Below are 15,223 nucleotides of genomic sequence, written 5' to 3'. Positions count from 1 at the left end.
ACGTAGCCGAGCTGCCCGCCGACGCCCAGACCTTCTCCGAGCGCACGGCGGGTATCCCCGGGACCCGGGCGAGCGGGTGATCCCGCCCGCCGACCACCAGGTAGCAGTCGCCTTGCCGTAGCCAACGGCGTCCGTGGGCAGGCACTCGTCGAGCAGAATGTCCCAGTGCGGAATTTACTCGGAAGGAACAGATGATGAACGACGACGTCCGGGTGATCGGCGACCAGGCGTATGACGCCCTGATCCAGGGGTTCCAGACCGGGTCGTGGAAGAGCTTCTTCGACCTTTTCGGCGCGGAGGTGGACCTGATTCTGCCGGCGCCGCAGACCGGCCACTTCACCGGGCCCGAAGGGCGGGAGAAACTGGTCGCATTCTTCAGTGCCTTCACCCCCGGCACCAGCCGATTCGACAGGGTCGAGGTCATTCACAAGACCGTCGCCGAGGATCGCGTCGTCATCGAGGACTGGGCTCGGGGTGTCGCTTTCAACGAGCCCTACGCGGCCCGGCATTGCATTCACATCTTGGTTCGGGACGGAAAGGCCGTCGGTTTCCACGAATACAATCGGTCGCTCGACTGAGAGCGGTTTGTCGTGACGGCGGGCGCGCTCGGCGAGCGGACGCGCCGCCACCGCTGACCGCCAGCTGGCGTGACAACTCTGCTAACAGTGGATTCAGCGGACGCGAGCCAGTCGACGAAGCGGTCAGTGAGGTTCGTCGGCGGGTTGCTCGGGTTCAGCGCCGTGAGGTCACCCGCGGCTTCCTCCTGAAGGGACGCCAGGTGAATCAGCAGCGCCGGGCGGTCATGACGGTACTCGCCGAGGAGACGCAGCTTCGCGGCCGAGCAGGGCCAGGCGATCCGGCAGGTCCGGCAGCGCCACGAGGGCTTGATCACCGGGTGTTCCGAGCGGCCCGCTCGACGCCGCCGTCGGCCTTCACGTCGATGCGCGTCCACCTCCTCGGGGGTGAGCCCGACGGTGCCCCGCGCTGAGGTGTTTGAGGGTGAGTACGGTCATCCGCCGACCCTCACCGGGGTCCGGCTGACCGGCCGGCGACGTCCCGGTACGAACCTCGTGCAGTCGGTCGTCGGTGGCGTCCGGAGTGGTGAACCGCAGGGACCTCCACCCCCTGTGCACCCTCGGGCATGAAGTACAGGGAGCGCCGGGCCACGGCCGGCGTGGCGTCCTTCACACACGTACATGCCGTCGCCGCGGCGCACGGTCAGCCGGGCTGGCTGGCCTGGGCCGACGCGATCGTGTTGGAGTTGACCTCGATCGCCGCTGGCCTGAAGTTGCGCCGCAACCGGTGCCTGCGCAAGAACGTCGCGATCCCCGCCACGATGCTGGTCGCGGCGGTGCTGCTGTCGCTGGCGGCGCAAGTCGTCGAGGCCGAGGCGTCGCTGATCGGCTGGATCGCCGCCGCCCTGCCAGCGCTCGGTTTCTGGCGATGGTGAAGATCGCCCTCGGCCGTGCCGACCCCGCCCCACCCCCGTCGACCGTCCGGCCCGTGCGGACGGAGCCCGGACCGCCACTGACCGTCGACGCGTCGGTCCCGGACAACCGCCAGCCGCTCGCCACCATTACTGCCGCCGTCCGGGACCGCACGACCGCGGTCCCCGCCGCCGCGGACCGATCTGAGGTGGTCCCGGACCGCCCGGACGGCCAGCCGTCGGCCGATGACGGCGGTCCGGAGGTCACCGCGCTGGTCCCGGCCGCCCGGACCGCCGCCCGCACCCTCACCGTCGAGGGAACGCCGATGTCCCGCAAAGCCCTCGCCCGACAGCTACGCGCGGACGGACACCAGTTGTCCAACGCCACCGCCTCGGCGCTCGTACGCGTCCTGCGCGCCGAGACCACCTCACCCGCACCGAACCTGTCACCGGGGGAGGCCGCGTGACAGAACCCCAACCTGCGGCTTCTGTCAGAGCGAGCCGCCGCTGTCAGACCAGCTTGCGCGCCTGTCAGCAGGCCCGCGAGCTGACAGAACCTGACCGGACCTGTCCACGCGCTCCCGCCCGCGACAGCGGCCGGTGCACCCGCCGCACACCCACACCTCTGACCTTGGAGCAACAACAGTGATCACCCCACATGACGAATCTCAGCCGCGTCGCCGCTTCCGTCACCGGCCCGCCTCACACACACTCTCACCGTGTCGTCACGCCGGGCCCGGTGTGCGCGGCAGTGTAGGAGTCAGCGCCGATCCCCGTTCGACCGTCCGCCTTGATCCTGACCCCCAACCTGACCCTCCGTCCTCGCTCGCAGCCCAGGTCAACCCCCCTCACAACGACTCTGATCGGCTCCAGACAGACCCTCAGCTCTGGGGTCTCCCCCCTGGGGCTGCCCATGCGTAAACCCACACAGACCTCGGATCCGCTGCTGCGGCCTCAGGCCAGCATCACCGCCCGCGACGACCGGCTCCTCGGCTGGCTCTACGACCACGGCGTGTTCACCACCGACCAGATCGCCGCCCCCCGGTTCCCGTCCCTGGACTCCACCCAACGCCGCCTGCGCCGCCTCACGCTGCTGCGGGCGGTGGACCGGTTCCGGCCCAACAAAGCCGACGGAGGCTCCTACCCCTACCACTACTCCTGGACCAGCTCGGCTACGACCACGTCCGCGTCCAACGCGGACTCGGCCGACCACGCCGGGACCAAGCTCGCCGCCGCAAACAGTCGCGGGGCGGGCCTCGCGGTGGTCCGCCGAGGGGTGCCACCGGGCCGACAACCCTGAACCGACGTCGGCGGTGACCACATTCACCCTGATCGACTCCAGTTCACTGACATCGGGGTATCAACGACCGCCTGACACCGCGATATCGCTGGCCCCGTGTGGATCAAGCGAGGGAGGCCGCGAGGGGGCCGCGAGGGGGCCGAGAGGGGGCGGCCCCGCTCGCAGCAAGATTGACGTGATGCGGATTATGCTGGCCATTGAGGTGAATGTCGGTATTTGCACTGAGTGCGGGCTCCGCCGACCGAGCGGCGAATGACCAGGCACGATCCCACCGTGGGCCGTGCGAATATGGGCGGCGTGACCCCCGCCAGCCTCGCCCCCATTCTGCTCGTCCTCGGTGATGAGGAGCTGCTCGCCACGCGAGCGGTGACCGAAGCTGTCGCGAGGGTCCGCAGCGTCGACCCCGACGTGGATGTCCGTGAGTACCAGGCCAGTGCGCTCACCGTCGGCGAGATCGCCGAGATGCTCAGCCCGTCGCTGTTCGGCGGGCGGCGGCTGCTCATCCTGCGCTCCGGCCAGGACGCCCGCAAGGACCTGGTCACCGCCCTGCTGGCGTACGCGAAGAACCCCGACCCGGAGGTCCAGCTGCTCGTGCTGCACCTGGGCGGCGCCAAGGGCAAGGCGTTCGCTGACGGGCTGCGGGCGGCGGGGGCGACGGTGGTCCCGGCGGCCAAGCTCAAGGGGCACCGCGACCGGGTGGCCTTCGTCCGCGACGAGATCCGCCGGGCCGGCGGCAAGTGCACCGACGACGCCGCCGAGGCACTGATCGCGGCGGTCGGCAACGACCTGCGCGAGCTGGCCGCCGCCTGCTCCCAACTGATCGCCGACACCGACGGCCGGATCGGCGCGGACACCGTGGCCCGCTACTACCGCGGCCGGGTGGAGGTGACCGGCTTCACGGTGGCCGACGCCACCATGGTCGGGGACGTGCCGGCCGCGTTGGAGGCGCTGCGCTGGGCCCTGCACGTCGGAGTCGACCCGGTGCCCATCGCCGACGCCCTGGCCGACGGGGTGCGCACGGTGGCCCGGGTGGCGTCGGCCGGGCGGGGCAACCCGTACCAGCTCGCCAGCAGCCTCGGCATGCCGGCCTGGAAGATTGAGCGGGCGCAGCGGCAGGGGCGCGGCTGGACGCCGGAGGGGCTGGTCCGGGCCATGCAGGTCGCCGCCGAGTGCAACGCGGCCGTCAAGGGCGGCTCGGACGACCGGGCGTACGCCCTGGAGCGTGCTGTCTTCTCGGTCGCGGCGGCCCGGCAGGGCAGCACGCGGTGACGGGGCCGAACCGTACGGCGTGGGCCACCATCCCCGCCGACGAGGAGCGTTACCGGCCGCTCTACGCCCGGCTCCTCGGCCTGCGGTTCGTCAACCCCGGCGGGGTGCTCTGTTTCCTCTTCTTCGAGGGCACGGTCGCGCTGGCCGTGCTGCTCGCCCTCGCCGAGCTGGTCACCTGGTGGGCTGTGCTGGTGCTGCCCGCCGCGGTGGCGGTGATGGTGAAGCTCAACGACATGGTGGCCGCGATCGTGGTGCGTTCCGCCGCGCTGGTGCCGGAGCAGGAACGGGACCGCTTCCGCCGGCAGATGGAGCCGGTGGTCGGCCGGGCCCGGGTCGAGTGGCTGCCGCACACCGTGTCGGGTGTCGTCGTGACGGTGGACGCATCGCCCCCGCACACCGACGCACCGACGCACCCACCGGCCCAGTCACAGTAGATCTTGGAGCGGAACGGCCCTTGGAGGGGCGCTTTCCTTCCAAGGTCTCAACCCAAAAGGGCTCAACCCGGTGCTCTGGACACACGGAAGCCCCGGGCCGGGGCCCGGGGCTTTCCGAATCAGTCTGACGGCGAGTCGTCAGGCGGAGAGCGACACCACGCGCTTGGAGATCGCGGACTTGCGGTTCGCGGCCTGGTTGGAGTGGATCACGCCCTTGCTGACAGCCTTGTCCAGCTTGCGCGAGGCCTCCTGCATCAGCGCGGTGGCCTTCTCGACGTCACCGGCCTCAGCAGCCTCGTTGAACTTCCGGACGGCGGTCTTAAGCGACGACTTGACCGACTTGTTGCGCAGCCGGGCCTTCTCGTTCTGCCGGTTGCGCTTGATCTGGGACTTGATGTTCGCCACGCGACAGCCTCGTCTTGATAGCTCGGGTTGGTCAGCTTAGGTGCGCGGGATGACGAACATGCGTCATCGCTGCGCGAAGAGCCAGGTTACCAGGTCGCCCGGGACGAGCCAAAACGGCTCGACCACCGCGCGGCCGATCCCCGGCCCGCCGGGGATCACACTACGCCCCCGGATGCTCCGGCCGCGTCACCGCCAGCCCTGGCGGTGGGCGAGCCAGTCGAGCGCCTGCTCGCCACTCCACCGCTGGTGCGCGGCCAGGTGGGGCGAGGCGGTCGGCGGGGCCGCGGCGGCGCCGGTGAGGAAGTAGCCGGCCAGCGCGGCCAGGGTGGCGTCCAGCGCGTCCGGTGGTGCGCCCGCGGTGACCGGGTGCGCCGCGAAGATCCGGTCCGCGTCCGGGCCGCTGGCGTACGCGGTGAGCAGCAGGCTGGCCAGGTCGAACCAGGCCGGCCCGTGACAGACCCAGGTCCAGTCGCAGAACCAGGCGCGGCCGTCCGCGTCGATGAGTACGTTGTCCACCCGCAGGTCACCGTGGGTCAGGCCGGTCGCCTCGGCGGCGTACCGGGGGAGACGGGATTCCAATGTCACCAGCTCGGGCAGCCGGCCTCGTACGGGCTCGGGCAGCGCCGGCGGTGGCTCCCGGCCGGCGGCGACCTCCTCCCACCAGAGGATGTCGGACCGGGCCAGGTCGGCCAGGTGCGGCAGTCCGAGCGCGGTCAGCCCGGCCGGCGGGTCGGCCAGCGCGGCGGCGATCTCGGCGTACCCGGCGAGCGTGGCGTCCAGCTCGGCGGGCGCCCAGGGCAGCCGGGGGGTGTGTCCGTCGACGGCGTCGGTGCAGAGCACGAACCAGCCGGCCTCGTACAGGGTCCACCGGGGGCGGGGCGCCGGCAGGCCGGCCGGCAGCCGGTCGAGGATCGCGGCCTCCCGGGCGTACGAGTCGACCAGGTGCGGTTGCTCGACGGCGGACGCGGCCTTCACGAAGGCCCGGCCGCCGTCGGCGGTGTCGAGCACAGCGGCGAAGCCCCGGGTGAAGCCCGCGCCGGCGACCCGGGCGGTGACCACCGGCGCGCCGAGCCGGTCGGCGATCGCGGCCCGGAGCGCCGCCGGCAGCGCCGGCCACGAGGGGCGCAGCGCGCTCGCGTGGTACGGCACCGGAGGCAGCGGCGTCGGGGACACCCCACCATGCTGCCCCGGGGTACGTGCACAGCGCGCGGCGACACTGCCAGACTGCCAAGCCATGAGGACCGAGGACTTCTGGCAGCTGATCGACGAGGCCCGGGCCGGCGGTGGGGGAGAGCCGGGCCCGGTGGCCGCGCGCGCCGTGGCGCTGCTCGCCGAGCGTGACCCGGAGGACATCATCGGGTACGCGCGGCACCAGACGCGGGTGCTGGCCGCCTCGCACAAGGCGGATCTGTGGGGTGCGGCGTACCTGATCAACGGCGGCGCGTCGGCGGACGGCTTTGAGCACTTCCGGGGCTGGCTGATGACCCAGGGCCGGGCGGTGTTCGCCCGTGCGGTCGCCGACCCGGACTCGCTGGCCGAGCTGCCGCAGGTGCGGGCCGCCTCGCTCAGCGGGGAGGAGTTCTCCGCCGAGCCGATGCTGGCGGTGCCCTGGGACGCGTACCGCAAGGCCACCGCGTCGGATCTGCCCGCGGAGCGGGAGCCGGTGCGCGCGCCGGACCTCAACGACTTCTGGGACTTCGACGACGAGGAGGAGGCCCGCCGTCGGCTGCCCCGGCTGGCCGCGCTCTTCGTGGAGCCGCCGGTGGAGTGACGGGCGCGGGCGCTTCGCAGGCCGATCCATCGCCCGCGCAGCGGGGGCACCCCGGCGGCGTGGGAACATAGAGGGGGTCGGCGGCGCGCCGGCCTGTTCACGTCAGCCGACCAGAACGGACCGCTGTGCCACCGAAGCTCGATCCCGGCGCGAATGCTCCTGGTGCCACCGACCCCGGTCGCATCCGGAACTTCGGCATCATCGCCCACATCGACCACGGGAAGTCGACCCTGGCCGACCGGATGCTGCAGCTCACCGGCGTGGTCGACCCCCGGCAGATGCGCGCCCAGTACCTGGACCGGATGGACATCGAGCGCGAGCGCGGCATCACCATCAAGAGCCAGGCCGTCCGGATGCCGTGGACCATCCGCGAGGGTGAGCGGATCGGTGAGCACGCGGTGCTCAACATGATCGACACCCCAGGACACGTCGACTTCACCTACGAGGTGTCCCGGTCGCTGGCAGCCTGCGAAGGGGCCGTGCTGCTGGTCGACGCCGCGCAGGGCATCGAGGCGCAGACCCTGGCGAACCTCTACCTGGCGCTCGAGAACGACCTGCGCATCATCCCGGTGCTCAACAAGATCGACCTGCCGGCCGCCCAGCCGGAGAAGTACGCCGAGGAACTGGCCCACCTGATCGGCGGCGACCCCGCCGACTGCATCCGGGTCTCCGGCAAGACCGGCGAGGGCGTGCCGCACCTGCTCGACGAGATCGTCCGGCAGTTCATCCCGCCGGTCGGCGACGCCGAGGCGCCCGCCCGGGCGATGATCTTCGACTCGGTGTACGACGTCTACCGCGGCGTCGTCACCTACGTCCGGGTCATCGACGGCCGGATCAGCGCCCGGGACCGGATCAAGATGATGTCCACCGGGGCGGTGCACGAGCTGCTGGAGATCGGTGTCATCTCGCCGGAGATGGTGAAGGCCGAGGCGCTCGGCGTCGGCGAGGTGGGCTACCTCATCACCGGCGTGAAGGACGTCCGACAGTCCCGGGTCGGTGACACGGTCACCATCAACAGTCGGCCGGCGGCCGAGGCGTTGGGTGGCTACAAGGACCCGAAGCCGATGGTCTACTCCGGCCTCTACCCGATCGACGGGTCCGACTACCCCAACCTGCGCGAGGCACTGGACAAGCTCAAGCTCAACGACGCCGCGCTGGACTACGAGCCGGAGACCTCCGGCGCGCTCGGCTTCGGCTTCCGTTGCGGCTTCCTCGGCCTCCTCCACCTGGAGATCATCCGGGAGCGGCTGGAGCGCGAGTACAACCTCGACCTGATCTCCACCGCGCCGAACGTCGTCTACCGGGCGATCACGGATGACGGCGAGGAGATCGTCGTCACCAACCCCAGCGAGTACCCCACCGGCAAGATCGCCGAGGTGTACGAGCCGGTGGTCCGGGCCACCGTGCTGACACCCAACGACTACGTGGGCGCGGTGATGGAGCTCTGCCAGGGTCGGCGGGGCAGCCTGCTCGGCATGGACTACCTCTCCGCCGACCGGGTGGAGCTGCGCTACACGCTGCCCCTCGCAGAGATCATCTACGACTTCTTCGACCAGTTGAAGAGCCGGACCAAGGGCTACGCCTCGCTGGACTACGAGCCCTCCGACGAGCAGGCGTCCGACCTGGTGAAGGTGGACATCCTGCTGCACGGCGAGCCGGTTGACGCGTTCAGCGCCATCGTGCACAAGGACAAGGCGTACAACTACGGCGTCACCATCGCCGCCAAGCTGCGCACGCTGATCCCGCGCCAGCAGTTCGAGGTGCCGATCCAGGCGGCCATCGGCAGCCGGGTCATCGCCCGGGAGACCATCCGGGCGATCCGCAAGGACGTGCTCGCCAAGTGCTACGGCGGTGACATCAGCCGTAAGCGCAAGCTGCTGGAGAAGCAGAAGGAAGGCAAGAAGCGGATGAAGATGGTCGGCCGGGTCGAGGTGCCGCAGGAGGCCTTCATCGCCGCCCTCTCCTCCGACTCCGGCGACGGCAAGGCCGCCGGCAAGAAGTGACACCGGCGCCGGTGCGCCGGCGCTGACTGACGAACACGGCCGGTGCCCCGGCCGGGCCGGTCGCGACGACCGATCGCCCGACGGGGTGCCGGCCGTCGCCGTACCCGGGCCGGCGGCACCGCCGTTTCTCGCCGGCTGGCGGGTCGTGGCAACGGGCCGACCCGGCCGGGGCGGAGATTTTTTTCGGGCTTCGCCGGTGGCGGGTGGCCCCCACGACAGGGCGGGTGACCTGTGTGGACGCGCCCTGTGTCAACCGACGCAGCCGTGGCGCATTGACGCCCACCGTTGGTGTCGATGGTGAGTCGGTTTGGATTTTCGGTGGGTCGGGAACTTAGCGGTCACGACAGGAAGCACACATCGTGTGTCAGACATTCTTTGAAGGAGGGCGACCGTGGAGCTCACCGTGTGGGGCATTATCACTGCGCTTGTTGTTGGTCTCATCGTCGGCGCGCTGGGCCGCCTGGTCGTTCCGGGCCGGCAGAACATGCCGATGTGGCTGCACATGCTGATCGGTGTCGGCGCGGCCCTGCTGGGCACCGTGCTGGCGCGGGCGATCGGCATCGCGACCGAGACCAACGGGATCGACTGGGGCGAGCTGCTGGTGCAGGTCGTCGTGGCCGCGATCGCGGTCGCGCTGGTGGCCGGCGTGGGTCGCCGCCGCAGCGTCACCCGATAACACCCGCACCAGCGCGACACATCCGAAGGGCGCCCGACCGACTGGTCGGGTGCCCTTCGCGTTCATGCCCGGCAACGGTCTTGTCCTGGCGCCAGCCCGCCTTTGATCCTCTCGACATCAGGGGTCTCGCGGTGTCCCTGCTGCCGGGACACCCCGGTATCCGTGAACTCGTGTCGATCACGCCAGCGGCGGCCGTTCGCCGCCGTCGGCGCTCGCCCGCAGCCCGTGCACCTGCCCCCAGCGCGCCCGTCGCCGCTCGCAGCCGCCCGCGGCCAGCCCCGCGCACACCGCCCGCTGCCCGCCGTGGCCCGTCGGCCGTCCGGCATGGCCCGCCGTCTGTCGCCCGGCCCGCGCCCGTCGCCCTCGGCCGCAAGAGGCCGGGGGGCGGTGGAACCTGTCCGTGTACGCCCAGTCGTGATCGTCTGGTGCGGGAAGTCGGTTTGGATTTTCGGCGGGTCGGGAACTTAGCGGTCACGACAGGAAGCACACACCGCGTGTGTCAGACATTCTTCGAAGGAGGGCGACCGTGGAGCTCACCGTGTGGGGCATCATCACTGCGATCGTTGTCGGTCTCATCGTCGGGGCCCTGGGCCGCCTGGTCGTTCCGGGCCGGCAGAACATGCCGATCTGGCTGCACCTGCTGATCGGTGTCGGCGCGGCCCTGCTGGGCACCGTGCTGGCTCGGGCGATCGGCATCGCGACCGAGACCAGCGGCGTCGACTGGGGCGAGCTGCTGGTGCAGGTCGTCGTGGCGGCCATCGCGGTCGCGCTGGTGGCCGGCGTGGGTCGCCGCCGCAGCATCACCCGATAACAACCCGGCATCACCTGGCACCACCGCACCACTGGAAAGAGCGCCCGGCCCTCGGCCGGGCGCTCTTTCGTGTGGGAGTGCCCGACTTCGGCCCGATGCCACAGCGCCTTTCGCCGGCCCCCTGCGGTACGGTCGCCACGCTTCCGCCGGCACGCCCACTGTTGTAAAGGAATCCTTCGTACTAAGGTGCGGCGGAGAAGGTTAGTTCCAGGCGGCGCGAGGGGAGAAGTGGCGTGAACAGGTGGAAACGGCTGGCCCCGGTCACCGCCGTGGTGGCCTCGGCCGCGATGGTGCTGACCGGCTGCGGCGGGGGCTCCGGCGACGACGCGGCAGACGACAGCAAGCTCACGGTCTGGATGATGGGCGAGGGCGGGGACGCGCAGAACACCTTCCTCGACGGGGTGGAGACCGAGTTCCGGCAGAAGCACCCCGACACCGACGTGGTGGTGCAGTACATCCCCTGGCTCGAGGCGCCCAAGAAGTTCCAGGCCGCGCTCGCCGGCGGTGAGGGACCGGACATCACCGAGCTGGGTAACACCGAGACCCAGGGCTGGGCGGCCCAGGAGGCGCTCGCCGACGTGAGCGGCCGGATGGGCGGCTGGGCCGACGGCAAGGACCTGCTGCCTGACCTGGTACGCAACGCGCAGCTCGACGGCAAGCAGTACGGCGTGCCGTGGTATGCCGGCGTACGGGCCATCTACTACCGCACCGACTGGTTCGCCGAGGCGGGCGTGCAGCCGCCGAAGACCTGGGACGAGCTGATCAGCGTGGCCAAGGCCGTGCAGGCGAAGAAGAAGGGCACCTACGGCATCGCCCTGCCGGGCAACTCCGAGCTGCCCTTCTACTCCTTCCTCTGGGGCGCCGGCGGCGAGATCGCCAGCAACCAGGGCGGCGCCTGGAAGTCCGGCTACACCACGCCGGAGGCGCAGCGGGCCGTCAAGTTCTGGACCGACATGGTGACCGTCCACAAGGTGGCCCCGCCGGCCGCCGCGGGCTGGAACGAGATCGACGCGCGTACCCAGTTCGCCACCGGAAAGGCCGCGATGGCCTTCGCCGGCAGCTGGCAGCAGGGCGCCATCAAGAAGGACAACCCCGAGATCGAGAAGGTCTGGGGTACGTTCCCGATCCCCGGCCCGGACGGCAAGGCCGCGCCCGGTTTCGCCGGCGGCTCGGACGTGGCGATCTGGAAGGACAGCGAGCGTCAGGACCTGGCCTGGGACTACCTGACCGTGCTGCTGAACAAGAAGAACTCGCAGAGCTTCGCGAGCAGCCTCGGCTTCTTCCCGGTCTACAAGGACCTGGTCGCCAGCGACACGTACACCAACGACAAGGTGATGGCGGCGTTCGCCACCACCATGCAGAACACCAAGCTCACGCCGCTCACCCCGAAGTGGGTGGAGGTCAGCCGGACCAAGACGGTGACCCAGGCGATGAACAGCTCGGTCATGAAGGGTCAGAAGACGGTCGAGAAGGCCACCGCCGACGCGGCCGCTGAGATGGAAAGCATTCTCAACGCCAAGTGACCACGCTGACCGAGGTGCCGGAGACGGCCGCCGCGCGGGAGAACCCCGCGCGGCGGCGTCGCCGAGTCGACCGCCTGCCGTACCTGCTGCTGCTGCCCGCACTGGCGATCATTGGGGTGCTGCTGCTCTGGCCGCTCGGCCAGGTCGTGGTGATGTCCTTCTACCGGTTGAACAGCGTCCGGCAGTTACGCGGCGACCGGGAGTGGCCGTGGGTGGGGTTGGGCAACTACGCCGACATCCTCACCGATCCGTTCTTCCTGACCGTGCTGCGCAACACGGTCCTGTTCGCCGCGGCCAACGTGCTGCTCACGATGGTCCTCGGCACCCTGGTCGGGCTGCTGCTCAACCGGCTCGGCCGCAAGATGGCCACCTTCGTGGCCAGCTGCGTGATGCTCGCCTGGGCGACCCCGGCACTGACCGGGACGATCGTCTGGAAGTGGATCTTCGACGACACCAGCGGTCTGGTCACCTGGCTGTTCAACGCGCTGCCGGACGGCCTCTCCAACGCCCTCTTCGGCCACAGTGACTGGACCGGCTACGGCTGGTTCAACTCGCCGCTGCTCTTCTTCGCCATCCTCACCCTGGTGGTGGTCTGGCACTCGTTCCCCTTCATCGCGGTGAGCGTGCTCGCCGGCCTGAAGAGCGTGCCGAGCGAGCTGCACGAGGCCGCCCGGGTGGACGGCGCCGGCCCCTGGCGGGCGTTCTGGAAGATCACGTTCCCGCTGCTGCGCCCGGTCTTCGGGATCCTGATCGTGCTCTCCACCATCTGGGACTTCAAGGTCTTCACCCAGCAGTTCGTACTGGCCGGAGGCACACAGGACCGGCCGACGTTCATGCTCTCCATCTACTCCTACGCGGAGGCGTTCTCGCCACCGCCGAAGTACGGCCTCGGTGCGGCCATCGCGGTGATCCTCACGCTGATCCTGCTCCTGGTCACCGGCTTCTACGTACGGATGGTGCTCAGGCAGGAGGACGAGTCGTGAAGAAGTTCGCCCTCAACGGCGCCGGGCTGCTGGTCGCGCTCTTCGCGGCGTTCCCCGTCTACTGGATGATCTCGACCTCGCTGAAGCCGAGCAAGGAGATCTTCTCGTCCACCCCGCAGCCGGTGCCGACCCACCCGACGCTGGCGCACTACCGGGAGATCCTGACCGGCAACCTGATCCCCGGCGTGAGCTTCGCCGACTTCTTCCTCAACAGCGCCCTGGTCGCGGTCTCGACGGTGGTGCTCAGCGGCCTCGTCGCGCTGCTCGCCGCGACCGCGGTGGCCCGGTTCCGGTTCCGGCTGCGGACCAGCTTCCTGATCATGCTGCTGGTGGTGCAGATGATCCCGCTGGAGGCGCTGGTCATCCCGCTGTTCCTGATGATCCAGCGGCTCGGGCTCTACAACACCCTGCCCAGCCTGATCCTCACGTACCTCGGTTTCTCGCTGCCGTTCGCGGTCTGGATGCTGCGCGGCTTCGTCGCGGCGGTGCCCAAGGAACTGGAGGAGGCGGCCGCGATCGACGGAGCCAGCCGGGCCCAGATCTTCCGGCGGATCCTGTTCCCGCTGGTCGCACCCGGCCTGGTGGCCACCAGCATCTTCTCCTTCATCACCGCGTGGAACGAGCTGATCTTCGCGTTGACGTTCATCAACGACCAGAATCGGTACACGCTGCCGGTGGCGATGACCTTTTTCTTCGGCCGGGACGACACCAACTGGGGCCCGGTGATGGCCGCCTCCACCCTGTTCACCCTGCCGGTCATCATCTTCTTCCTGCTGGTGCAGCGGCGGATGGTCTCCGGCCTGGTCGCCGGCGCCGTCAAGGGCTGACGGCCGCCCACGGCTGTCGGCGATCTTGGCGACGCGCCACCCCGTCGGGTCCCGCTAGGCTGACCGCCATGACGGGCAGGGTGGCAGCGGTGAACCTCGGTGTGGTCACCGAGGCCGTGTGGGCCGGCGACGCGAGCGGTCGCAGCGGCATCGACAAGCGGCCGGTGGACGCGCCGGTGCTGATCCGGGTCGACGGGGTGGTCGGCGACTTCATCGGCGAGCGAGCCCACCACGGCGGCGAGGATCAGGCGGTCTACGCCTACGCGGAGGAGGACGGCGCCTGGTGGGCGACCGAACTGGGCCGGGACATCGGGCCCGGCGGCTTCGGCGAGAACCTCACCACGTATGCGGTCGACGTGACCGGCGCGGTGATCGGTGAGCAGTGGCAGATCGGGTCCGCCCTGCTTGAGGTGACCAAGCCTCGAACGCCGTGCACCACCTTCGCCGGCTTTTGGGGCGTACCGGACCTGATCAAGCGGTTCACCGTCCGGGCGCTGCCCGGGGCCTACCTGCGGGTGCTGCGCGAGGGGGAGGTGGGCCCGGGCGACCCGGTCGAGGTGGTGGACCGGCCCGCGCACGGGGTGACCATCGGCGAGGTGTTCCGGGCGACCAGCCTCGAGCCGGAGCTGCTGCCCCGGCTGCTCGACGCCGAGGACCTGCCGGAGCCGATCCGGGAGAAGGTCCGCCGCCGGCTCGTGGGCCGCGCCTGACGAACGCCCGGCGGACGCGCAAGAGCCCCTGCCATCTCCAGACGGCAGGGGCTCTCGCGGTCAGCGGGTCAGCGGAGCCAGGGGACGCTGCGGTCCAACAGGCCGCGCTCCTTGAGCTCCTTGCGCAGCGGGATCTCGTCGTCGACGTACCCGTCCCAGTTGATGCCCCAGTAGTTGGCGGTGTGAGTGCCCTCGCCGATCAGCTGGCGCTGCACCGGCGTGCGGTTGCGGTACCACTCGCCGTCCAGGTCCGGGTGCAGCTCGTCCAGCGGGCGGATCCACCGGTACGTGTAGCCGACGAAGAGCATCTTGCGGGTGATGGACGACAGGTTCGTCGACCGCGAGTGCCACTGGCGGCGGTCGAAGATGAAGGCGTCACCCGGGTTGGCGGTGATCTCCACCGTGCCCTCCGGGTCCGGGTTGTGCACGCTGAGGTCCTTCGGCCGGGGCAGCGAGTTCAACAGGTGGCTGCCCGGGATGACCTTGGTGGCGCCGCGACCGGTCTCGGAGAGGTCGGAGAGCACGTACGCGACCTTGAGCGAGAACATCGGCCGGGGCAGGTTCGGGTCCATCGTCTCCGGGTCGGAGTTCTGGCGGTACCCGTCCTGGTGCCAGCCCCAGTACGGCTTCTCCGGCTCGAGCGCCGGCGGGGTGACGTCCAGGTGGTTGTGGTGGGTGTAGATGTTCCAGCCCGCCAGCCCCCACATGTACGGGAAGGCGATCGGGTGGGTGAGCAGCTCACCGAAGAGCTCGTCGCGCTCCAGGAAGCCCAGCAGGTGCAGCGTGCCGTCCTTCTTGGTGTTGCCCTTGGCCTGTTCCTCCGCGTAGACGCGGTCGACCGCCGCCTCCAGCGCCGCCCGGTGATCCTCGGTCAGGACGTTGCGCAGCAGGAGGAAACCCTGCTCGTGGAACTCCTTGCGGTCAGTGTCGCTGATCGGTTCGTAGCCGGTCCGGTCGCCGTAATCGAACACCGCGTCGTACCCCTCCCCATGAGGTGAAACCATTTCTGGCACAGGCCGCCGATCGTAACGCGCATACCTCGGCATTGGGGAGGGCGTGCGGAGCGGTTGGACACCGGTCGGACC

14 protein-coding genes and 2 pseudogenes are annotated in these 15,223 nt (G+C 70.1%); 13 read left to right on the top strand and 3 right to left on the bottom strand.

Going from position 1 to position 15,223, the window contains the following annotated elements:
• The first annotated feature begins 194 nt into the window (after positions 1-194).
• The 5 genes and pseudogenes from ACWD5O_RS23025 (at position 195) to ACWD5O_RS23005 (ending at position 4,429) form a co-directional block, all read left to right on the top strand.
• Positions 195-578 (top strand): nuclear transport factor 2 family protein, encoded by a 384-nt coding sequence (locus tag ACWD5O_RS23025; protein WP_354965608.1) that lies wholly within the window; start codon positions 195-197, stop codon positions 576-578.
• A 563-nt stretch (positions 579-1,141) separates the two neighbouring features.
• Positions 1,142-1,893, top strand: a pseudogene (locus ACWD5O_RS23020) (DUF2637 domain-containing protein).
• 446 nt (positions 1,894-2,339) lie between these two features.
• Positions 2,340-2,671, top strand: a pseudogene (locus tag ACWD5O_RS23015) (replication-relaxation family protein); the annotation flags it as partial.
• Between the two features lie 343 nt (positions 2,672-3,014).
• Entirely contained in the window at positions 3,015-3,995 is a 981-nt protein-coding gene (gene holA, locus ACWD5O_RS23010) for a DNA polymerase III subunit delta (protein ID WP_450086536.1), read from the top strand.
• Entirely contained in the window at positions 3,992-4,429 is a 438-nt protein-coding gene (locus ACWD5O_RS23005; protein ID WP_450086506.1) for a hypothetical protein, read from the top strand. The genes holA and ACWD5O_RS23005 overlap by 4 nt, the downstream gene beginning before the upstream one ends.
• Before the next feature lie 138 nt (positions 4,430-4,567).
• Here the strand turns inward: ACWD5O_RS23005 and rpsT are convergent, their stop codons facing one another.
• Positions 4,568-4,834, bottom strand: a complete 267-nt coding sequence (gene rpsT, locus ACWD5O_RS23000; RefSeq protein WP_450086505.1) for a 30S ribosomal protein S20 — start codon at positions 4,832-4,834, stop codon at positions 4,568-4,570.
• A gap of 186 nt (positions 4,835-5,020) precedes the next feature.
• Positions 5,021-6,007: a phosphotransferase gene (locus ACWD5O_RS22995; protein ID WP_450086504.1), complete on the bottom strand. Its 987-nt coding sequence runs from the start codon at positions 6,005-6,007 to the stop codon at positions 5,021-5,023.
• A 61-nt stretch (positions 6,008-6,068) separates the two neighbouring features.
• Here ACWD5O_RS22995 and ACWD5O_RS22990 point away from each other — a divergent pair, with 61 nt between their 5' ends.
• The 8 genes from ACWD5O_RS22990 to ACWD5O_RS22955 all read left to right on the top strand — a co-directional run bounded on the left by ACWD5O_RS22990 (position 6,069) and on the right by ACWD5O_RS22955 (position 14,138).
• A complete protein-coding gene (locus ACWD5O_RS22990) occupies positions 6,069-6,605 on the top strand; it encodes a DUF4240 domain-containing protein (protein WP_450086503.1) in 537 nt (178 codons plus the stop codon).
• A 125-nt stretch (positions 6,606-6,730) separates the two neighbouring features.
• On the top strand, positions 6,731-8,608 hold the full coding sequence (gene lepA / locus ACWD5O_RS22985) for a translation elongation factor 4 (RefSeq protein WP_354965597.1): 1,878 nt from the start codon (positions 6,731-6,733) through the stop codon (positions 8,606-8,608).
• Between the two features lie 391 nt (positions 8,609-8,999).
• On the top strand, positions 9,000-9,284 hold the full coding sequence (locus ACWD5O_RS22980) for a GlsB/YeaQ/YmgE family stress response membrane protein (protein WP_074313648.1): 285 nt from the start codon (positions 9,000-9,002) through the stop codon (positions 9,282-9,284).
• Between the two features lie 526 nt (positions 9,285-9,810).
• Positions 9,811-10,095, top strand: a complete 285-nt coding sequence (locus ACWD5O_RS22975; RefSeq protein ID WP_210857841.1) for a GlsB/YeaQ/YmgE family stress response membrane protein — start codon at positions 9,811-9,813, stop codon at positions 10,093-10,095.
• Between the two features lie 233 nt (positions 10,096-10,328).
• On the top strand, positions 10,329-11,618 hold the full coding sequence (locus tag ACWD5O_RS22970; RefSeq protein ID WP_354965595.1) for a sugar ABC transporter substrate-binding protein: 1,290 nt from the start codon (positions 10,329-10,331) through the stop codon (positions 11,616-11,618).
• Complete coding sequence (locus tag ACWD5O_RS22965) at positions 11,615-12,601, top strand: carbohydrate ABC transporter permease (RefSeq protein ID WP_354965594.1); 987 nt, start codon at positions 11,615-11,617, stop codon at positions 12,599-12,601. The genes ACWD5O_RS22970 and ACWD5O_RS22965 overlap by 4 nt, the downstream gene beginning before the upstream one ends.
• The gene (locus ACWD5O_RS22960; RefSeq protein ID WP_354965593.1) at positions 12,598-13,428 is read left to right on the top strand and encodes a carbohydrate ABC transporter permease; all 831 of its coding nucleotides are present in this window, start codon (positions 12,598-12,600) and stop codon (positions 13,426-13,428) included. The genes ACWD5O_RS22965 and ACWD5O_RS22960 overlap by 4 nt, the downstream gene beginning before the upstream one ends.
• A gap of 68 nt (positions 13,429-13,496) precedes the next feature.
• On the top strand, positions 13,497-14,138 hold the full coding sequence (locus ACWD5O_RS22955; protein WP_450086502.1) for an MOSC domain-containing protein: 642 nt from the start codon (positions 13,497-13,499) through the stop codon (positions 14,136-14,138).
• 68 nt (positions 14,139-14,206) lie between these two features.
• Here ACWD5O_RS22955 and ACWD5O_RS22950 read toward each other — a convergent pair whose 3' ends face one another.
• Complete coding sequence (locus ACWD5O_RS22950) at positions 14,207-15,109, bottom strand: phytanoyl-CoA dioxygenase family protein (RefSeq protein WP_450086501.1); 903 nt, start codon at positions 15,107-15,109, stop codon at positions 14,207-14,209.
• Positions 15,110-15,223: the final 114 nt, after the last annotated feature.

The organism is Micromonospora sp. NPDC005161 (assembly GCF_053599855.1).
The sequence above is the reverse complement of the archived record's forward strand: the minus strand, read 5'-3'. Positions and strand labels throughout refer to the sequence as shown.